This window comes from Acetobacter oeni (genome assembly GCF_011516825.1).
Lineage (GTDB): Bacteria > Pseudomonadota > Alphaproteobacteria > Acetobacterales > Acetobacteraceae > Acetobacter > Acetobacter oeni.
This window is the reverse complement of the sequence record NZ_WOTA01000002.1, coordinates 52,726-72,598: the sequence shown is the minus strand read 5'-3', so window position 1 is coordinate 72,598 and position 19,873 is coordinate 52,726. Positions and strand designations below refer to the sequence as shown.

The 19,873-nt window shown below is 58.4% G+C and carries 16 protein-coding genes; 9 read left to right on the top strand and 7 right to left on the bottom strand.

All coding sequences use genetic code 11. From position 1 onward, the window contains the following. Positions 1-83 precede the first annotated feature (83 nt). The 4 genes from ilvC to miaA all read right to left on the bottom strand — a co-directional run bounded on the left by ilvC (position 84) and on the right by miaA (position 4,775). Positions 84-1,103, bottom strand: coding sequence for a ketol-acid reductoisomerase (ilvC, locus tag GOB90_RS01635; RefSeq protein ID WP_146890176.1), 1,020 nt, complete (start codon positions 1,101-1,103; stop codon positions 84-86). Between the two features lie 48 nt (positions 1,104-1,151). Further along, the gene (ilvN, locus tag GOB90_RS01630) at positions 1,152-1,688 is read right to left on the bottom strand and encodes an acetolactate synthase small subunit (RefSeq protein WP_146890173.1); all 537 of its coding nucleotides are present in this window, start codon (positions 1,686-1,688) and stop codon (positions 1,152-1,154) included. A gap of 168 nt (positions 1,689-1,856) precedes the next feature. Then, complete coding sequence (gene ilvB, locus GOB90_RS01625; RefSeq protein WP_373322015.1) at positions 1,857-3,671, bottom strand: biosynthetic-type acetolactate synthase large subunit; 1,815 nt, start codon at positions 3,669-3,671, stop codon at positions 1,857-1,859. A 117-nt stretch (positions 3,672-3,788) separates the two neighbouring features. Beyond that, entirely contained in the window at positions 3,789-4,775 is a 987-nt protein-coding gene (gene miaA, locus GOB90_RS01620) for a tRNA (adenosine(37)-N6)-dimethylallyltransferase MiaA (protein ID WP_146890142.1), read from the bottom strand. Positions 4,776-4,825: 50 nt separating this feature from the next. On the opposite strand from miaA, the gene serB reads away from it, so the two are divergent. Next, the gene (gene serB, locus GOB90_RS01615; RefSeq protein ID WP_146890139.1) at positions 4,826-5,722 is read left to right on the top strand and encodes a phosphoserine phosphatase SerB; all 897 of its coding nucleotides are present in this window, start codon (positions 4,826-4,828) and stop codon (positions 5,720-5,722) included. Positions 5,723-5,874: 152 nt separating this feature from the next. Beyond that, positions 5,875-7,770, top strand: a complete 1,896-nt coding sequence (locus tag GOB90_RS01610) for an N-acyl-D-amino-acid deacylase family protein (protein ID WP_146890136.1) — start codon at positions 5,875-5,877, stop codon at positions 7,768-7,770. A gap of 252 nt (positions 7,771-8,022) precedes the next feature. Here GOB90_RS01610 and GOB90_RS01605 read toward each other — a convergent pair whose 3' ends face one another. Together GOB90_RS01605 and GOB90_RS01600 are read right to left on the bottom strand one after the other, a co-directional pair. After that, the gene (locus GOB90_RS01605) at positions 8,023-10,545 is read right to left on the bottom strand and encodes an excinuclease ABC subunit UvrA (protein ID WP_146890133.1); all 2,523 of its coding nucleotides are present in this window, start codon (positions 10,543-10,545) and stop codon (positions 8,023-8,025) included. A 148-nt stretch (positions 10,546-10,693) separates the two neighbouring features. Next, entirely contained in the window at positions 10,694-11,506 is an 813-nt protein-coding gene (locus GOB90_RS01600; protein ID WP_146890130.1) for a deaminated glutathione amidase, read from the bottom strand. A 265-nt stretch (positions 11,507-11,771) separates the two neighbouring features. On the opposite strand from GOB90_RS01600, the gene ffh reads away from it, so the two are divergent. The 7 genes from ffh (at position 11,772) to leuD (ending at position 17,545) form a co-directional block, all read left to right on the top strand. Next, positions 11,772-13,169, top strand: coding sequence for a signal recognition particle protein (gene ffh / locus GOB90_RS01595; protein ID WP_146890127.1), 1,398 nt, complete (start codon positions 11,772-11,774; stop codon positions 13,167-13,169). Between the two features lie 52 nt (positions 13,170-13,221). Next, positions 13,222-13,569 carry a 30S ribosomal protein S16 gene (gene rpsP, locus GOB90_RS01590; RefSeq protein ID WP_146890124.1) on the top strand — a complete coding sequence of 116 codons (348 nt, stop codon included), beginning with the start codon at positions 13,222-13,224 and terminating at the stop codon, positions 13,567-13,569. Positions 13,570-13,602: 33 nt separating this feature from the next. Beyond that, positions 13,603-14,142: a ribosome maturation factor RimM gene (gene rimM / locus GOB90_RS01585; RefSeq protein WP_146890121.1), complete on the top strand. Its 540-nt coding sequence runs from the start codon at positions 13,603-13,605 to the stop codon at positions 14,140-14,142. Continuing rightward, positions 14,139-14,867, top strand: a complete 729-nt coding sequence (gene trmD / locus GOB90_RS01580; RefSeq protein ID WP_146890118.1) for a tRNA (guanosine(37)-N1)-methyltransferase TrmD — start codon at positions 14,139-14,141, stop codon at positions 14,865-14,867. The genes rimM and trmD overlap by 4 nt, the downstream gene beginning before the upstream one ends. Next, positions 14,864-15,256: a 50S ribosomal protein L19 gene (gene rplS / locus GOB90_RS01575; RefSeq protein WP_146890115.1), complete on the top strand. Its 393-nt coding sequence runs from the start codon at positions 14,864-14,866 to the stop codon at positions 15,254-15,256. Before trmD ends, rplS begins: the two co-directional genes overlap by 4 nt. Positions 15,257-15,488: 232 nt before the next feature. Next, positions 15,489-16,898 (top strand): 3-isopropylmalate dehydratase large subunit, encoded by a 1,410-nt coding sequence (gene leuC / locus GOB90_RS01570; RefSeq protein ID WP_146890112.1) that lies wholly within the window; start codon positions 15,489-15,491, stop codon positions 16,896-16,898. A gap of 23 nt (positions 16,899-16,921) precedes the next feature. After that, positions 16,922-17,545 carry a 3-isopropylmalate dehydratase small subunit gene (gene leuD / locus GOB90_RS01565; RefSeq protein WP_146890109.1) on the top strand — a complete coding sequence of 208 codons (624 nt, stop codon included), beginning with the start codon at positions 16,922-16,924 and terminating at the stop codon, positions 17,543-17,545. Between the two features lie 127 nt (positions 17,546-17,672). On the opposite strand, the gene GOB90_RS01560 is transcribed toward leuD, so the two are convergent. Further along, positions 17,673-19,757: a hypothetical protein gene (locus GOB90_RS01560; protein ID WP_146890106.1), complete on the bottom strand. Its 2,085-nt coding sequence runs from the start codon at positions 19,755-19,757 to the stop codon at positions 17,673-17,675. Positions 19,758-19,873: the final 116 nt, after the last annotated feature.

Sequence of the window (19,873 nt, the reverse complement as noted above, 5' to 3'; positions counted from 1 at the left end):
TGACATCCGCCAGAGATAAAGTGCTTCCGGACAGAGGTCTGTGACCCCTGCCCGGCTTCGGACAAAATCCGAAAGCGTCTTGCTTAGTTCTTTGCTTTGTCGACGAGTCTGGACTTCGCGATCCACGGCATCATCGCACGTAGCTTTTCGCCGGTCGCCTCGATCGGGTGCGCGTCGTTGCGGGCGCGCACTGCCTTGAAGCCGATATTGCCTGACTGGTTCTCAAGGATGAAGTTCCGCACGAAAGTGCCATCCTGGATGTCGGTCAGAATACGCTTCATCTCGGCCTTCGTCTCCGGCGTGATCACGCGCGGACCGGACACATACTCTCCGTACTCGGCGGTATTGGAGATGGAGTAGTTCATGTTCGCGATGCCACCTTCGTAGATCAGATCCACGATCAGCTTCATCTCGTGCAGGCACTCGAAATAAGCCATCTCGGGTGCATACCCCCCCTCGACCAGCGTCTCGAAACCGGCGCGGATCAGTTCGACCAGACCGCCACACAGCACAGCCTGCTCACCGAACAGATCGGTTTCGACCTCTTCCTTGAACGACGTCTCGATGATGCCCGCGCGACCACCGCCATTGGCGGATGCATAGGACAGAGCGATCTCAAGCGCATTGCCCGAAGCGTTCTGCGCCACGGCGACCAGGGAAGGCACGCCGCCGCCACGCTGATATTCGGAACGGACCGTGTGGCCCGGGCCCTTTGGTGCGATCAGGAACACATCGAGATCGGGACGTGCTTCGATGATGCGGAAGTGGATGGCGAGGCCATGCGCGAAGGCCAGGGCGGCGCCCTGTTTCAGGTTTTTTTCAAGCGACTCTTTGTAGAGCGCGCCCTGACCTTCATCCGGCGTCAGGACCATCACGACATCGGCCCATTTCGCAGCTTCGTCCGGGGTCATCACTTTGAAGCCGGCGGATTCGGCTTTTGCAACAGCTGACGAGGTCGGACGCAGTCCGACCACGATCTCCTTCACGCCGCTGTCCTTGAGGTTATTGGCGTGAGCATGGCCCTGGCTGCCGTAGCCGATGATGGCGACCTTTTTATTCTTGATCAGGTTCACATCGGCATCGCGATCATAATAGACACGCATGGACATCGTTTTTTTGCCTTTCAGTAAGAAGAATTCAGCGGAAAGCCGTCAGAGCGTACGTGGCCCCCGCGTGAGAGCCGCAACGCCGGTGCGGGAAACCTCGGCCAGACCGAGCGGCGCCATCAGCTCGACGAAACTGTCGAGTTTGTCGCTCGCGCCAGTCAGCTCGAACACAAACGAGCTTGCCGTCGTATCGACTGCCCGCGCCCGGAACGCCTCGGCAATCCGGAGGGCCTCCGTGCGGGCCTCGCCGGTGGAAACGACCTTTACGAGAACCATTTCGCGGGCGATATGCGAACCGAGTGTCGTCAGATTGGCGACACGGGCGACAGGCACCTGCCGCTCGAGCTGCGCGCGGATCTGTTCGATGATCGCCGGCGTACCGGAGGTCACGATGTTGATCCGTGACAGACCGCCATCGGCTGCGACAGGCGCCACGGTCAGGCTCTCAATATTATAGCCGCGCCCTGAAAACAGGCCAACAACGCGGGCAAGGACGCCGCTTTCGTTGTCGACCAGGACCGACATCACGGCCCGGCTGGCGGGTTCATCCGAAGCATCGGAAGAAGAAGACGGTGCCACCATCGGGGGCAGGCCGGGAGTATATTTCATCGACTGAATCCGGAATCCGAACCGTTACGACGTCCCGGGGGCTGTAATCGCCAACGGAACAAAAGGAAAGAGAGGATCGGGCAGATCAGCCCGCCACTCCAATGGATCATGACCCGAAAGCCATGATCCGGACGGTGCCTGTCAGACGAGCATCTTGCCCTCATCCGTGATCCGGGCACCCTGCGCTTCCTGCTCCGGTCCCAGAATCATTTCGTTATGCGCGGCCCCTGACGGAATCATCGGGAAGCAGTTCTCGCCTTCCGCCACGCAGATATCGATAACAGCGGCACCGTCATGCTCCAGAGCCGCGCGGATGGTGTCATCCAGTTCACTCAGCTTCGTGGCGCGGAAGCCTTTTGCATGAAAACTGTCGGCGAGTTTCACGAAATCCGGCAAGGCATCGCTGTAGCTCTCCGAATAGCGCGAGCCATGGAGGAGTTCCTGCCACTGCCGGACCATGCCCATATAATGGTTGTTGATGATGAAGATCTTCACGGGCAGGCGATACTGCGCGATCGTGCCCAGTTCCTGAATATTCATCAGGGTCGAGGCCTCACCCGCCACATCGATCACCAGCGCATCGGGGTGCGCTACCTGCGCGCCGACGGCGGCCGGCAATCCATATCCCATCGTTCCCAGACCACCGGAGGTCAGCCAGTGGTTTGGTTTCTCGAATTTGAAAAACTGAGCGGCCCACATCTGATGCTGGCCGACTTCCGTGGACACAAAGGTATCGCGACCGGTTTCGACCGCCAGTTCGTAGATCCGCCGGATCGCCTGCTGGGGTTTGATGACGGCATCGGGCGCCTGATCCTGGGTGAAGCGCAGGCAGTCCAGCCCGCGCCAGGCGTCGATGCGCGTCCACCAGGTTTTCAGCGCAGCCTGATCCGGGCGGGTCGCATCCGCTTCCCAGGCTTCGATCATCATTGCGATGGTGCGTCCGGCATCGCCGACAACCGGCACATCGACATGAATGATCTTATTGATCTGGGAGGGATCGATATCGGCGTGAATCCGGAACGAATGCGGAGAAAACGCGTCCACGCGACCAGTCACCCGATCATCGAAACGGGCCCCGAGCGCGATCAGGACGTCGCAGTCATGCGTCGCCAGATTGGCTTCGTATGTACCATGCATGCCGAGCATGCCGATAAACTGCCTGTCGCTGGCCGGGAAGGCTCCCAGCCCCATCAGGGTTTCCGTACAGGGGAAGCCGGTCATATGGATCAGGCGTGTCAGATCGGCACAGGCCTGTGGCCCTGAATTGATCACGCCTCCGCCGACATAAAACAGCGGCCGCTTTGCCTTTTTCATCGCGGCCACGGCACGCGCGACAGCTTCCCGGTCCGGTTCGGTCTGTGGCTGATAGGAGCGTCGGGTCGCGCCGGACGGCGGCGCGTAAGGGGCTGGACCGACCGTGATATTTTTCGGCAGATCAACCAGAACCGGGCCGGGCCGTCCTGAACGGGCGATCTCGAAGGCCTCGTTTACCACCGGCGCCAGATCCTCCGGACGCTTCACCAGATAATTATACTTGGTGACCGGCCGGGTGATTCCTGTCGTATCGGCTTCCTGAAATGCATCATTACCGATCAGAGGCACGGGCACCTGCCCGGACAGACAGACGACCGGCACGGAATCCATCAGCGCATCGAGCAGACCGGTGACCGCATTGGTGGCGCCAGGCCCGCTCGTGACCAGCACCACTCCGACGCGGCCTGTCGACCGTGCATAGGCTTCCGCTGCGTGAACGGCGGCCTGCTCATGGCGCACCAGAATGTGGCGAATGCGATCCTGCTGAAACAGGGCATCATAAATCGGCAGGACCGCACCGCCGGGATAGCCGAAGACAACCTCAACGCCCTGATCCACAAGGACGCGCATAAGCACCTCGGCTCCGGTCAGCGTCGTGGCTGTTCTGGAGTGAGTGGCGGTCATCTGTGTGGTGGCGTTCATGTTATCTTCTCCCCCGGGGCCTTCGTTCCCGGGTTATGTGAGCCTGGCATTCTGCTGCGTTCTGTCTGGCCAGCACGGTTCGCCTCCGGACCCGATGCCGGTGACGGGAGCGCGGGTTTAAGCGCCTGAACGAGCCGCGTCAATGCGCTCATGCACGAAAGAGATAATTTTATCGTATTTTCTTTCCATATATTGCTCAGATGATGTGATTCTATTTTCAAAAATAACTGTATCGTTTTCTGTTGCCAGCGGATGGTGCCCGAACCAGGTCGTCTGACGTTTCGTGTAACGACCTGTCGCCAGCACGGCCTGCTCCGTCGCCTGCGCCAGGGTGATTTCACCACGCAGTGCTGCCGCGATTTCCGGCACGCCGTGCGCTCTCATCGCAGGGAGGGCGGAATCCAGCCCGGGTTCGAGCAGGGCGCGCACTTCGTCCACGGCGCCCCGGGCGATCATGTTGCTGAAGCGGGCTGCGATCGCCTGACGCAGTTCCGCGCGATCCGGCGCGAGCCGCACGGCGATGAACCGGCATGGCGCGGCCGGCAATCCCGGCTGCGCGCGCCACCATGCCAGGCCATGTCCGGTGCCCCGCCAGACCTCCCACGCGCGTGCCAGGCGTTGTGTGTCGGCGGGTTTCAGCGCTGCGGCCGTTTCCGGATCAGCTTCCGTCAGCCGGGCGTGCAACGCTGCCGGATCAGCCGAGAACTGACGGGCTTCGGCGCGGGCTTCCTGACCGGGGTCCGGAACTTCCGCGAGACCGTCCGTCAGCGCCCGCAGATACATACCCGTGCCCCCGCAGAGGATCGGCAATCGTCCCGCTTGCCAGGCTTCGTCCATCGTGACGAGGGCCTGCTGTCGCCACCATGCCACGCTCCGCGCCTTCACCGCGGGACTGATTCCGTAAAGCCGGTGCGGCAGCTGTCGTTCTTCCTCCGGTGACGGCCGGGCCGTCAGAATACGCAACTCACGATAAACCTGCATCGAGTCCGCATTGATGACCGTCCCGCCGAACCGCTCCCCGAGCGTCAGCGCCAGCGCCGACTTCCCCGAGCAGGTCGGCCCCGCCACAATCAGAGCTATCTGTCTGTCCCGTCCTTGATCCATCTTTCCGTCCGCTTGCCTCTTCACCCCAACCCTGCCACACGCAAAACATTATGGACGCTATACTGACACTCGTCGCGAACCGCGAAGCCACGACCCTGACACCGCTCGATATCGACACCGTTTCGACTTTGTCCCGGGGGCAGAGGGAGACGGTTCTTTCTTCCGGGGAGGCGGTGGATATTGCCTGCGGTCCGGTTTCGCCGGAAGAACTCGACATCATCCGCGAGGCTCTTGGCACGCGTCCGGTCGATGTTCTGCTCGCCTCCGGCGTCAGACGGCGTAAACGCCTGCTCGTTGCGGACATGGACAGCACCATGGTTGCTTCTGAAACGCTCGATGATATCGCGGCGGAAGCCGAGCGCCTCCGGCCGGGTATCGGCGAGGCGGTCGCGGCTGTCACCCGGCAGTCCATGAATGGCGAAATCGACTTTCAGACCTCGCTCCGCAACCGCGTGGCCCTGCTGGAAGGTCTGCCGGCGTCTCTGCTGGAAGACGCGGCTTTACACATGCGACTGAATGAAGGCGCCAGGACACTTGTTGCCACGATGAACGCCAGCGGGACCGTTACCGCCCTGGTTTCGGGTGGTTTCACCTTTTTTACGTCCCGCGTGGCGCGTCTTTGCGGTTTCTCGGAACATCATGCCAACCGGCTTGATATTTCCGGGCAGGTGCTGAGCGGAACAGTGGAAGAGCCGATCCTGGGGCCGGATGCGAAACTCTGCCACCTGACCCGGATTGCCGATGCCGCGGATATCCCGCTCACGGATGCCCTGGCCATTGGTGATGGCGCGAATGATTTGCCCATGCTGCGGGCGGCAGGCCTCGGGATCGCCTTTCACGCCAAACCTGTCGTGCGAAAGCAGATCGTCAACCGTATCGATCATACTTCGCTTCGCAGTGCGCTGTTCGTGCAGGGCTACAGAGCCGATGAATTCCTCACCTCTTAAAAGCAGATGCCTCCATCTGCGTCCAGGAAACCGGAAGGGGGGTCAGCTGTTTATAAGAAAACGCAATCTGACATATCTCGTGATTCAGACAGGCATCGACGTCTCACACCAGGACTGTCACATTGCGTTGTTCGCCACCCCCGGAGGCCTGTGTGACAGATACCGTTTACCGTGACGCACTCTTTTTCGACGGCACGGGTTCCGCCCCGGTAACTTCAGATATCGCTGTAACTGCCGGCAGAATTTCCGCAATCGGTTCTCATCTCAACGTTGAAGCCGAAACTGCCGAAGTCGATTGCAAGGGTCTGTGGCTGATGCCTGGCCTGCTCGATATCCACACTCATCTCGATCTCGAACTTGAAATCGCGCCGGAGCTGCCGGAAGTGGTCCGCCACGGCACAACAACCGTTGTCATCAGCAACTGCTCCCTCGGCATTACCTATGGTAATCTGCGCCGTAACGGAGATGATCCGATCGTCTCCTGTTTCGCCCGGGTCGAGAACATGCCGAAATGCGTGCTGACAAAGGTTGCGGAGGCCTGCACCTGGACTGACTCCCAGGGATATCTCGATCATCTTGATGGTCAGGCGCTCGGCCCGAACGTCGTTCCGCTGATTCCCCATTCCATGCTGCGCGTGGCTGTCATGGGACTGGACGATTCCATTTCCCGACTGGCCACGCCGCGCGAGCTCGACTGCATGCGGGACATGGTCGAAGCCGGCATGAATCAGGGTTATCTCGGGCTCTCGACAGACGCGCTGCCTTTTCATTTTCTGGCCAATGATCCGCATAAGAAAAAACGGATACCGACGCAGTATGCCAGTTTCCGTGAACTCTCACGTCTGACGAGTGTCGTACGCCGTCATGGTCGCGTCTGGCAGGCAACGCCCCCGAAAGAAGATATCTTCGAAGCGGTTCGCAGTTTTTTGCTGACGAGTGGCCGGATTTTTGGCCGCCCGCTGAAGACAACGGTTCTGGCTGCCATTGATCTGAGGACCAACCGCTCGGCTGTCGCGTTGTGCCTGATGCTTTCGCGGATTCTGAATTCGCGTGTTCTGAAGGGTTCTTTTCATTTTCAGGCGATGCCGTCGTCGTTCCGGCTGTGGAGTGATGGCGCTATTAACCTGATGGCTGACGAGATTGTTGAATTCAGAGAACTTAATGAACTGGAACCGGAAGATCGGGCAGGCCGCGCCCGTATCCTCAGCGATCCGGACTGGGTTGTCGCGTTCAGGAAGATGTGGCTTAAAGGGAAAAAGGGCTTTTCAATCGCCACATTGCAGCGCCTGATCAGACTGGAAGATGTCGTCCTGACCCGCAATCTGAAGGACATGACTGTTTCGGACTGTCCTTTGAGCAACTGGAATGGCGAGACTCTGGAAACGCCATATCGCCGTCTCCGCCGCTGGCAGAAATCGGGCGGAAAGCGGGGCGCCACGAATGCCGCCGAAGCAGAGTTTTTTTCGCATTTCCCAAACCCCATTATGGATGATGCGGAATTTTTCCTTCATCTCCTTCGCGAATGGGATACGGATTTTCGTTGGGAAACGACTGTTGCAAACTGCAATCCGAAGACAGTCAAGAAGCTGCTTTTTCATCCTCAGACAGTTCCCGGCTTCAATGACAGCGGCGCTCATCTCGCGAATATCGCTTTCTACGACGGCAATCTGCGCGCTCTGAAATTCGCGCAGGAGGACGGACCGGAAAGAGTTTCCGAGATGGTTTACAGACTTACAGGTCTTCCCGCGAAGTTTTTTAACATCAATGCCGGTGTATTACGGGTCGGCGCTCAGGCCGATCTGTGCGTGATCGACCCTGACGCTCTTCGCCGCTGGGACCCGAAAGGCACCTATGAGTTCGTTTATCGTACTCAGTTTGGTTGCCGACAGGTCATTAACCGGCCGGCGGGTGTCGTGAAACAGGTCATGATCGCGGGTAAGGTCGTGTGGAATGATGGTGTTTATACAGCAGGTTTCGGGAAATCCGCGTTCGGGCGTGTGCTGAGAGCGAAGGACCATCCTGTGGAACAGGCAAAAATTTCAGCGTAGTTCTGAAAACTTTCCCGGGTTTCAGCTTATTCGGGTAAACCGGCCTTCGGAGAGAAGGCCGAGGCCTTTGGAAACCTGTTTATATTATCAACAAATCGGGGTGCAGGGGCCTGAGGCCCCTGCCGGGTTCGGACAGAGCCCTCAAAACCTGAAGGCTAACAGAGCCGTCGGAGACGAGAAAACACTTTCCCGAAAAGTCTGCTCCGGTCACTCCCGGTCTGCTTTATCGGATGACCCGCTTAAGAATTATCTTCAGGTTATATACTTCTGCAGAAAAGGGGCGGTCATGCTTCCTGCTGTCGCAGCCACGTCCGACGGCGTTCCCGCTGCAACGACATGCCCGCCCCGGCTTCCTGCCCCCGGCCCCATATCGATCACCCAGTCTCCACGCGCTACAAGTCGCATATCATGCTCCGCCGCGATGACTGTGTTACCGCTGTCCACCAGTTCCTGAAGGTGGTCCATCAGACGGTCCACATCCAGCGGGTGCAGACCTGTTGTCGGCTCATCCAGAACGTAAAGCGTGTGACCACGTCGCTGTTTCTGCAATTCTGTTGCCAGTTTGATCCGCTGCGCCTCACCCCCTGACAGTTCGGTCGCAGGCTGTCCGAGACGCAGATGCCCCAGGCCGCCTTTCATCAATGTCAACAGAGCCGCGGAGGGCGCCGGATCATCAGCGAAGAAAGCCGCTGCTTCCTCCACATTCATAGCCAGCACATCCGCGATCGATTTGCCACGATATGTAACTTCAAGAACTTCCGGCTTATATCGAGAGCCGTGACAAACAGGGCATGGTGCGTAAACACCCGGCAGGAACAGAAGCTCCACCATGACGGACCCGGCACCCTCACAATGCGGACAGCGGCCTTTGGCAATGTTGAAGGAAAACCAGCCCGCATCATATTTCCTCTCCCGCGCCAGCTTCGTACGTGCGAAAATTTTTCGGATCGTATCGAACAGCCCGGTATAAGTTGCGAGGTTCGACCGTGGCGTCCGGCCAATCGGTTTCTGATCGATCACCACCAGCCGATGTACCTCATTCAGACCGGAGATAATTCGTCCCCGGGGAGATCCTGCGGGTGTCAGTGAAGATAATGTGTCACCATCACCATCTTCCGTGTCAGGCAGTGACTGCCCCAGAGCCTGCGCGACCACAGTCGTGAGAACCTGGCTCACCAACGACGATTTTCCCGATCCGGATACACCTGTTACCGATGTAAACACACCAAGCGGAAACGACACTGACAGATCATTCAGATTGTTCCTGTAAATACCGTTCAGTTTCAGCCATCCTGTCGGTGTCTGGGGCGTTCTGTGCGGCAGACTCTGAGGCGAGAACAGATAGGTTCGCGTTCTGGAGGCTGCCACGTTCCGCAATCCGTCCGGCGGCCCCGAATACAGCACTTCCCCTCCGGCCTCACCAGCCATTGGCCCGACATCGACGATCCATTCAGCCTGACGAATGATATCGAGATTATGCTCGACCAGAAAAAGAGAGTTCCCGGCGGCCTTCAGTTTTGACAATGCCTCCAGCAGGGCTTCCGTATCCGCCGGATGCAGACCGGATGACGGTTCGTCCAGCACGTAGACTACGCCAAACAGGTTGGAATAAATCTGCGTTCCCAGCCTCAGGCGCTGATACTCGCCTGGCGACAGCGTTTGCACGCCGCGATCCATTTGCAGATAGCCAAGTCCCAGATGAAGCAGTACGCCGATTCTGGCGCTCATATCCGCAACAATCCGCTGAGCCGCGATTATTTTCGCACTTCCGGACTCATTCTGATAACTCTTCGCTGAATCGGATAATTTTATGGCAATCTCTTCCAGAGGAAAAGCGGTCAGCTGAGCGATATTCAGACCTCCGAATGTCACGCGCAGCGCATCGGCATTCAGTCTCTGACCATGACATTCCGGACATTCCGCAGCTGTCATGAACGATTCCGCCCGCTTACGCATCGTGGCGCTCTGCGAACGGGCAAAGGTTTGCAGGATATATCGCCGCGCTCCTGTAAAGGTCCCGTTATATCCGGGCTCTTTCTTCTGCCCGATCGCCTCCTGGACCTCTTCATGTGTCAGACCCGGATAGACCGGCACCGCAGGCGTTTCATCTGTGTAAAGAATCCAGTCCCGCGTTTTGCGGGGCAGATCGCGCCAGGGGCAGTCCACGTCCACCCCCATCGTAATCAGGATGTCGCGCAGATTCTGCCCTTGCCAGGCTGTCGGCCATGAGGCCACGGCACGGTTACGAATGGACAGGCTGTCATCCGGCACCATCGAGGTTTCTGTCACGTCAAGGATACGGCCAAGACCATGACACGTTTTGCAGGCGCCCATGGGTGTGTTGGGCGAAAAAGCTTCCGCCTCCAGTCGCTCCAGCCCTGCCGGATAAGTGCCTGCTCTGGAATACAGCATTCGGAGCAGGTTCGATAACGTGGTGATACTGCCTACGGATGAACGACCGGAGCTCCCGCCCCGTTGTTGCTGAAGCGCGATCGCGGGGGGCAGCCCGTCGACGGAATCCACTTCCGGCACCGGCATCTGCTGAAACAGCCTGCGTGCGTAAGGAGAAACGGATTCCAGATAACGTCGCTGGGCCTCCGCATAGAGCGTTCCGAAGGCAAGCGAGGATTTCCCCGATCCGGAAACCCCTGTAAATACCACGACCTTATCGCGCGGGATGTCCACATTGACATCGCGCAGATTATGTTCCCGCGCGCCACGCACACGAACGAAGCTGTCTGCCGCCAGACCCGGGGGCGTTTGAACTTTCGACATCAGGCAACTCCGCAACCCTGAACGGGCCGGTGCGCGTCACGCGGCCTGGCCTCAGATCAGATCCTGACTAAAGAGAAATGGCCCGGCGAAGCACCCTTTCTGCTGCAACCCGGGAAATCAGTGCTTGGGGATATTAAAGTGACCTGCGTCAATGACGCTCTGTCACAGTCTGTGCATGCAGTTCCGGTTCCGCGAACCGCCTGTTCGCCAGCACCGGCAACGCCTGCCGCGCCGCGACAATTCGATCCCGGCTCACATCACAGAATAGCAGGTCCGGCGCGATTCCGGCGCGCACGACAGCCACGCCCAGCGGGTCGACCATCATGCTGCACCCGATATTGCGCAGGCCGCACTCCCCGACCGCTGCAACATAGCAGGTGTTCTCCAGCGCCCGCGCCGTGACCATCACTTCCCAGTGCCATTCTTTGGAAGGGCCACGCACCCAGGCTGCCGGAACAGTGAGCAGATCCGCGCCGTCCAGAGCCAGTCGGCGCGCGAGTTCAGGAAAGCGCACATCGTAACAGGTCATCAGCCCGACATTGATGTCCCCGACCCTGACCAGCGCCGGAACTTCATTCCCTGGCACGTAATGATCTGACTCTTTCATCGAAAACGCGTCGTACAGATGAAGCTTGCGATAGACTGCAACCACGCCGGTCCCGTTCACAACAATCTGGCAATTATAGGCGAAACCTGGTCGCGCCGGCACTGAAATGCAGCCGATCAGGGTCAGCTCCGTTCCCTCAAGTACCTCTGCCAGTCCGGTCACGAACGGGCCGTCCAGCGGCTGCGCTGTCCGCACGGTAATGCCGGGGTCCTTTATATCGGCCGCGATGATACTTTCCGGCAGCACCAGCAATCCGGCGCCTTCGGCTGCGGCTCTTTCGACAAGAGAGACGCAATGCGCAAGGTTGACGCTCCATTCGGACGCCACCGCGAACTGACCCAGAGCAACTTTCATCGGCTTTTCTCCCCGGCATAATGGGACACTGGTGATACCGCCATGAAGTCACATCGGAGCGGAGTCGCCAACTACCACCTTTCGGGCGGTGGAAGATGCAGGGATTTTGCCCGGCCCCGCGAGGGACAACGGCCCCGTGCATGGGAATCCGACAAAAACCTTTGACACCCCTCCCGTCAGGCGGGTAAAGCCCCGGTCCAGCATAAGTCCCGTCACCTCGCGAGTATTCGCGCAGTGGCGCGTAATCTTTTGGGGTAAACGGTTCTTGTTCGAGTCTCTTTCCGACAGGTTCTCCGGCGTTATTGGTGATCTCGGCAAGCGTGGCACGCTGACCGAGGCCGATGTCGCCGAAGCCATGCGCGAAGTCCGTCTGGCGATGCTGGACGCCGACGTCGCGCTGCCGGTCGTCAGGGATTTTGTCAGCAAGGTCAGGGAACGCTCGGTCGGGCATGAAGTGCTGGAAAGCATCTCTCCCGGTCAGGCTGTCGCCAAGATCGTCAATGATGCGCTGATTGATGCGCTCGGTGGCGCGGGCGCCGTTCCGCTCAACCTCAATGCCGTCCCGCCTGTGCCGATCCTTATGGTCGGCCTCCAGGGGTCCGGCAAAACCACTACATCCGGCAAGATCGCTCTCCGTCTCGCGACCCGCGAGCGGAAGAAAGTCCTGCTCGCTTCGCTTGATACGCAGCGTCCCGCTGCGCAGCTTCAGTTGCAGCAGCTTGCCGAACGCGCGGGGGTTACGTCCCTGCCGATCATCGCCGGTCAGACGCCTGTTGAAATCGCGAAACGCGCAATGGAGACCGGGCGCAGTCAGGGTTATGACGTTGTCATCCTCGACACCGCCGGTCGCCTGTCGATCGACGAAGCCCTGATGGAGGAAGTCCGGCAGATCCGCGATGTCACGTCGCCTGCCGAGACCCTTCTTGTCGTCGATGCGATGACGGGTCAGGACGCCGTCAACACGGCAAAGCACTTCAATGAGGCGATCGGCGTCAGCGGTGTCGTCATGACCCGCATGGATGGCGACGCCCGTGGCGGCGCGGCGCTGTCCATGCGCGCCATTACCGGCGCGCCGATCAAACTGACGGGTTCGGGCGAAAAGCTCGATGCGCTCGAAGAATTCCACCCCGAGCGCGTTGCCGGCCGTATCCTTGGCCTCGGTGACATCGCGGGTCTCGTGGAAAAAGCCACCGATACGCTTGATCAGGAAGAAGGCGAGCGGCTGGCCAAAAAGATGATGGCCGGCAAGTTCGATCTTGACGACTATGTCTCCCAGCTCAAACAGATCCAGAAGATGGGGTCGATTTCGGGTATCCTTGGCATGTTACCGGGGATGGGCAAGCTGAAAGACATGGTCGATGAGAAAAACATCGACACGACGGTCTTCAAACGTCACCAGGCCATCATTTCCTCGATGACGAAGACGGAGCGCAAAACGCCCGCCATGATCAAGGCTTCGCGCAAGAAGCGCATTGCCTCGGGGTCCGGCACCACAGTTCAGGACGTCAACAAGCTGCTGAAGCAGTTCGATGATATGTCCACCATGATGAAGCGGATCAACAAAATGGGGCTGAAGGGCCTCATGCGTCAGGCATCCGCGCTCATGTCCGGGGGCGGCGGGGGCCGTGGCGGCCCTCCCGGTGGCCGGCCACCTTTCGGCTGACCCTTTGTCCCCACCCGTTTTCCCTTTTCTGACAATCTCCGGAGTAGTCTGAATGAGCCTTAAAATCCGTCTCGCCCGCGCCGGTGCAAAAAAGCGCCCTTATTACCACATCGTCATTGCCGACAGCCGCTCTCCCCGCGACGGCCGTTTCATCGAAAAAGTTGGTGCCTACAATCCGATGCTGCCATCCGACCACGCCGAGCGTGTCCGTCTGACCAGCGAGCGTATTACGCACTGGCTGTCTCAGGGCGCCCTGCCGACCGATCGCGTCGCCCGCTTTCTCGGTAATGCCGGCCTGATCGCGAAGCCGACCTGGAACGAGCAGCCGAAGCAGTCCGCACCGAAGAAGAAGGCCCAGGAACGCGCCGCTGCTGCTGAAAAAGCGGCTGCCGCGGCCTGAGGACCGGAAAGACCGTAAAGCCGCTCACGCACCATGGCAGATGCTCGCATCCAGATCGGAGTTATAGGAAGACCGCACGGTGTGCGGGGGCTGGTGCATGTGCACAGCCTCGCGGCCGATCCGTCTTCTCTGGCTTCATATGGCATGCTGACGGACGATCATGGCGCACAGTGGACGTTGTCATGGCGTGGCGATGGCGTGGCCGAACTGCGTGACGCACGGGGAGGCTCCCTGGCCGATCGCACCGCGGCGCAGGCTCTCGTCAACCGCAAGCTTTATGTAAGCCGGGACAAACTGCCGGAACCGGATGCTGATGAGTTCTATCATTCGGATCTCATCGGACTGGACGCACGGGAAAATGGTGAGACCCTGGGTCACGTTGCCATCGTGCATGACTACGGCGCGGGAGCGAGTCTTGAACTCGATTCCGGTCTGGTCATTCCGTTCACCAGGACCTGCGTACCGGAGATTGATTTTGCCGGCCGACACCTGACGATTTCACGTCCGGTCGAGGTCATTGGTGAAGCCGATCAGGAGCCGAAACGAGCGAAAGCTCATGGAGGCCTGACATGAGCTGGACAGCAACGATCCTGACGCTGTTTCCGGATATGTTTCCGGGTCCGCTTGGCCAGTCTCTGGCGGGCAAAGCCCTGAACTCCGGCGTCTGGTGCTGCGATACGCGGGATCTGCGCGCTTTCGGTTTCGGACGGCACCACGCCGTGGACGATACGCCCTGTGGTGGCGGAGCGGGCATGGTGATGAGGCCGGATGTGGTGGATGCCGCCCTGACAGCGGCCTCACGGAACGATGGAGCGCCCTGTGTCTATCTGACTCCGCGAGGTCGCCCGCTGACTCAGGCCGATATTCGCCGTTATGCCGCAGGACCGGGGGTTACCCTGCTTTGTGGCCGCTATGAAGGTGTGGATGAACGCGTTCTTGAAGCGCACGCCGTCGAGCAGATTTCAATCGGCGATTATGTCCTCTCCGGCGGCGAAACGGCGGCTCTCGTTCTGCTCGATGCCTGCGTCCGGCTTTTGCCGGGTGTCATGGGATCGGCGGAAAGCGGTGTCGAAGAAAGCTTCTCGAACGGTCTTCTCGAATACCCCCATTACACCCGCCCGGCAGAATGGAATGGCCGTGCGGTGCCGGACATCCTGCTGTCCGGCAACCACGCCGCCATCGCACGCTGGCGGCACGAACAATCCGAACGGGTCACGCGTGAGCGCAGGCCCGATCTGTGGGCAGCCCACCTGTCGAATACAACCCGATCATCGGTTCAGGAAGGACATCCGATATGAACATTATCCAGCAGTATGAGGCCGACGAAATCGCTCGTCTCAGCGCCATCCGCGCGGTTCCTGTCTTCCAGGCGGGCGACACCGTCCGCGTGTCCGTTCGCGTTAAGGAAGGCGAGCGTGAGCGCGTGCAGGCTTATGAAGGCGTCTGCATCGCCCGCTCCAACAAGGGTCTGAACAGCAACTTCACGGTTCGCAAAATCTCGAATGGTGAAGGTGTCGAGCGCGTGTTCCCGCTCTATGCGCCGACCATTGCTGAAATCCACGTTGTGCGTCGCGGTAAAGTTCGTCGTGCAAAGCTGTATTATCTACGTGGTCGCAGCGGTAAGTCTGCCCGTATCGCCGAGCGCGCCCGTGACACGGGTGAGAAAGCGGCTGCCGCCAAAAAGTAACTGGCGGACAAGTAAACCGTTATCTGGCCGGACTTGCAAAAGCTCCGGCCAGAACCGATTTTCGCCGGACAGGTTATCGGGAACTCTGTTCCTGATCCCGCCAGAGATCGCGGCCTTCTGAAAACCGGTTTCCTAAACCTGATCCGGGGCTAAGGGAGGCGGCTGCCTCTTTCGGGTTCGGGCTTGAGCCAAAAGGCCGTTTGCTGCTCTGTATCCATTTGAGGGAATTATCATGTCGTCGCCGCGCACATTGTTCGACAAGATCTGGGCCAGCCATATCGTCGATACCCTGTCAGACGGCACGGCTATTCTCTATATCGACCGCCATCTCGTTCACGAAGTGACCAGTCCTCAGGCTTTCGAGGGCCTTCGTCTTGCCGGCCGCAGACTGCGTCATCCGGATGCCACGATTGCTGTTGTCGATCATAATGTACCGACATCCGACCGCACGAAGCCGATCGAGGAACCGGAAAGCCGGAATCAGATCGAAACGCTTGAGCGGAACGTAAAAGAATTCGGCGTGCCCTATTTTCCGCTGCTGTCAGCGAATCAGGGCATCGTACATGTCGTTGGACCGGAACAGGGTATTTCCCTGCCCGGTATGACTATCGTCTGCGGCGATTCTCATACTTCGACCCATGGCGCCATGGGCTCACTGGCTTTCGGCATCGGAACGTCCGAAGTCGAGCATGTAATGGCCACGCAGACCATTCTGCAGAAGCCTGGAAAAAATATGCGTATCTCCGTCGAAGGAGAGCTTAATCCCGGTGTAACGGCGAAAGACGTCGTGCTGTCCATCATCGGTAAAATTGGCACGGCAGGCGGCACCGGTCATATCATCGAGTTCGCAGGGTCTGCTATCCGCGGTCTGGATATGGCCGGGCGCATGACAGTCTGCAACATGGCCATTGAAGCGGGCGCCCGCGCGGGTCTGATCGCGCCCGACGACACCACATTTGAGTATGTTCGTGGTCGTCGCTTCGCCCCGAAGAATGAAGATTTCGATGCTGCGGTGGCCTACTGGCGCACGCTCCCTTCCGATGAAGGCGCCGTTTACGACACCGAAGTCACTCTGCGTGCCGAAGATATCGAGCCCTGTCTGACCTGGGGCACCAGTCCGGAAACGGTGTTGCCGATCAGCGGCACAATTCCCGATCCTGCCAGTGAACCCGATGAGGTCAGGCGTATTCAGCTTCAGCGGATGCTGGATTATATGGATCTGAAAGCCGGACAGAAAATTGCGGGTACCCCGGTCGATGTCGTGTTCATCGGCTCATGCACCAATAGCCGGATTGAAGATCTGCGCGCAGCTGCTTCCATTGCCGCCGGCCGCAAGGTTGCCAGCGGTGTACGGGCTATGGTCGTCCCTGGCTCCGGTCTGGTTAAAGCCCAGGCTGAAGACGAGGGGCTGGATCAGATATTCCTTGATGCAGGCTTTGAATGGCGCGAAGCCGGCTGCTCCATGTGCCTCGGCATGAACCCTGACAAGCTGACGTCGGGTCAGCGCTGCGCCTCTACATCGAATCGTAACTTTGAAGGCCGCCAGGGGCCGGGCGGGCGGACGCATCTGCTTTCGCCCGCCATGGCCGCCGCTGCCGCCGTAACAGGCATGCTCACCGATGCGCGTGAACTTGCGGCATAATCCGGCAGAAAGGATCTGATCCGATGGAAAAATTCACGACCCTTTCAGCTATCGCGGCGCCTCTGCCGGAAGCCAATATCGACACGGACAAAATCATTCCGGCCCGGTTTCTGAAGACAACGAAGCGTACCGGACTGGGTGTCCATGCTTTCGACAGCATGAGATATCGCGATGACGGATCTGAAAACCCGGATTTCGTGCTTAACCGTGAGCCTTACCGGAAAGCGGAAATTCTGATTACGCATGAGAATTTCGGGTGTGGTTCCTCCCGTGAACACGCCCCCTGGGCGCTGCTCGATTTTGGCATTCGCTGCGTTATCGCGCCTTCCTTTGCTGATATCTTCTTTAATAACAGCTTCAAGAATGGCATTCTTCCGATCTGTCTGCCGCGCGAAATCTGTGACGCGTTAATTGACGATGCTCAGCTTGGTGCAAACAGCCGCATCACTGTCGATCTCGCTCGTCAGGTCGTTATCCGCCCGGATGGGTCCAAAATTTCGTTTGAAATTGATCCGCTTCGCAAGCATCTGCTTCTGGAGGGTCTGGACGATATCGGTCAGACCCTCAAACACGAAAATGCCATTGAAAATTTTGAGGTAAAGCGGAAAAAAGACGAACCCTGGTTTCCGTCTGTTACCCTGGATTAATCGGCACAATGTCCGGAAGCCGGTTTTGAACCACTGCGGAAACCGATCACAGTTGTCACATATTATGCGTCAGTCACAATGTCCCCTGAGCAGAAATCCTGGCATGTCTGCCTCTCAGAAATGACATCTATGTAAACTGCCTGAGAGTCCGGGCGTCATAATACCCGCACTGTTTTCGGAAATCATGCGCCATGTGCTCGCGTTTTATCGGGTCTCCACAGCGCCGGAGCGCCGCAAGAGCAGAGCCCACGGCCCATTCACACTGCTCCAGATTCAGATGCTCCCCGATTGCCATGTCAGGCTCTAACTCGGGAACCATCGGTGCGACATGATGGTGCGCCAGATCCGGTGCATGATGAAGCTGCCCCAGGACAGCGAGTTCCTGTGGTGTCGGTGACAGGGCCAGTCTGCCAATCGCCGCATTTCCTGCTTCCGGGGTCAGATCCTCTTCGGTCAGCCCGGAAGGATGCGTTCCCGCGAAGATATGGCCGATTTCATAAAGTGCCATCTCCTGAAAAGGAGCAATCAGATCATGATACTGGCTGTCCGGTGAACTCCGTTCTCCCAGAACAGGCCACATGGCTCCCGTCCGCCACTCATAACCAAGCGTGACACCTTCCGGAGATGAGAATGCATTTTCCAGAATGGCGACGGCATTAGACAGGCCGTAAAGACGCTCTGCCCGCATGTAATCGTTGCTGAATGCGCCTTCGATCCACCCGGCGCGTGCCCTGTTGGCCTGCGCCCCCTGCCGCAGCCCGGCATACAGGCCAAAGAGCATCGGTGAGTGCCCGCCATCACGCAAAATATCGCCAGCAGCAGCCTGCATAGAGGCGTGCCAGCCAATATCGACAATGCCAGCCCGCCCTTCGTGAAGACCTTCCTGGCGAAAATAACATAATGTCGCCGTCAGGATCTGGCGGAGATGCCCATAAACAATTTCCGAGTGAGATTGCAGACAGTTCTGAAACTTCGCCGATCCTGACCCGGGGGATACGTCTGCATCCAGGGAACCGAAGAGGCTGATAAGATCAGCAACCAGAGGAAGAAGCTCCTGCAGATTACTGCGTTTCAGCAGACTCCACACCGTTTCCGGATGCGTTACGTGGCCCAGCAGCGACAGAGCCTGATCGCTCAGGTGATCCGGGCGACACGTCACTGCGACCGCACCGTAATTCACAGAACAACGTGATACATGCAGATAAGAAGACTTAATTCCCGTTTTCGTATCCAGATCGAGTTTCTGCCACAGCTGATAAAATAACCAGCTGTCGCGCGCGCAGAAAAAAAGATGTTTTAGTCCCAGTTTTTCAGCCCTTTGAGCAAGCCAGCGCACAAAACTGCCCGCAACGACAGTGCCCCAGGATGCACCTGATATGCTCATCATCTGACTTGCCGGATGAACACTGCCGGTTCCGGAAAACTCCCTGAGCATTGCCGCCCGTCTGATACATGAAACCGGAAGCACTGCGGGTGTCAGCGGACCTCCACGACGCAGATCGGAGCGAACACGGTAAAAAGGCAGTGCTTTCAGGCCTGCCTGCCGGGGCATGATCACGTCGCTCCACTCATTGTCGCCCACATGGAGAATTCGGACTCTCGAACCGCATAACTCCCGGACAACGGGCCATTGCCGTCCATTCGCCTTCGTTCCGTCAGTTTCAGACGAAACAAGAAGGCTATACGCACCGGCATATCCGGCTGAGGTCAGCAGACTGCGGATTTCTTCTCCGGACAGATACATATCGGATACGAAAATAACGCGGATTCCGCGCTCGTCGCAGATACGCACCGCCTCCATGATTTCGGGAACCGCGAAGCACATTGCCTGTTCCACGGCCAACTCTGTCCCGATCAGATGATTTTCGAATGTTTTATAGTCCGGATGAGCCAGAATAAGAGCAGAGATAATCTCCGGGAAACAAACTTCACTTCTGTTTGTGCGTCCGGCGATCTCACGTGCCTTCTCTTCAGCTACTTCCCGGCGGACCGCGTAACCTGAAAACAATGAACCATATTTCTGTGTCAGTATCTCTTCAGTCGCTGCGAAAACATCGACCGGCGCCTCCACAATGCGTGTCAAAGCGGTGTCGAACACGTCCATCGAGACAACATCAATGCCATCCAAACCGGACCGGAAGCGGGCGAGCCAGTCATCGTTCATGATCCATTCTTCGAGGATAGCACGACGTATTTTTTCATAAGAAATCATAATATTATCAGGTAACCGTCCTGTCCGGATCACAGATGGGCACAATAACCGGATAGCTGGTCCGTTATCCAGTCCGGGATGACCGGTGGCCATCGGGTCAGCCTGTTTCTTAAATT

Bases quoted from the DNA above. Each gene is read 5' to 3' on its own strand.
- GOB90_RS01605 (WP_146890133.1), bottom strand. From the start codon at position 10,545: ATGTCGAAAGTTCAAACGCCCCCGGGTCTGGCGGCAGACAGCTTCGTT.
- leuD (WP_146890109.1), top strand. From the start codon at position 16,922: ATGGAAAAATTCACGACCCTTTCAGCTATCGCGGCGCCTCTGCCGGAA.
- serB (WP_146890139.1), top strand. From the start codon at position 4,826: ATGGACGCTATACTGACACTCGTCGCGAACCGCGAAGCCACGACCCTG.
- ilvN (WP_146890173.1), bottom strand. From the start codon at position 1,688: ATGGTGGCACCGTCTTCTTCTTCCGATGCTTCGGATGAACCCGCCAGC.
- ilvB (WP_373322015.1), bottom strand. From the start codon at position 3,671: ATGAACGCCACCACACAGATGACCGCCACTCACTCCAGAACAGCCACG.
- trmD (WP_146890118.1), top strand. From the start codon at position 14,139: ATGAGCTGGACAGCAACGATCCTGACGCTGTTTCCGGATATGTTTCCG.
- rpsP (WP_146890124.1), top strand. From the start codon at position 13,222: ATGAGCCTTAAAATCCGTCTCGCCCGCGCCGGTGCAAAAAAGCGCCCT.
- miaA (WP_146890142.1), bottom strand. From the start codon at position 4,775: ATGGATCAAGGACGGGACAGACAGATAGCTCTGATTGTGGCGGGGCCG.
- rimM (WP_146890121.1), top strand. From the start codon at position 13,603: ATGGCAGATGCTCGCATCCAGATCGGAGTTATAGGAAGACCGCACGGT.
- rplS (WP_146890115.1), top strand. From the start codon at position 14,864: ATGAACATTATCCAGCAGTATGAGGCCGACGAAATCGCTCGTCTCAGC.
- GOB90_RS01560 (WP_146890106.1), bottom strand. From the start codon at position 19,757: ATGATTTCTTATGAAAAAATACGTCGTGCTATCCTCGAAGAATGGATC.
- GOB90_RS01600 (WP_146890130.1), bottom strand. From the start codon at position 11,506: ATGAAAGTTGCTCTGGGTCAGTTCGCGGTGGCGTCCGAATGGAGCGTC.
- ilvC (WP_146890176.1), bottom strand. From the start codon at position 1,103: ATGCGTGTCTATTATGATCGCGATGCCGATGTGAACCTGATCAAGAAT.
- leuC (WP_146890112.1), top strand. From the start codon at position 15,489: ATGTCGTCGCCGCGCACATTGTTCGACAAGATCTGGGCCAGCCATATC.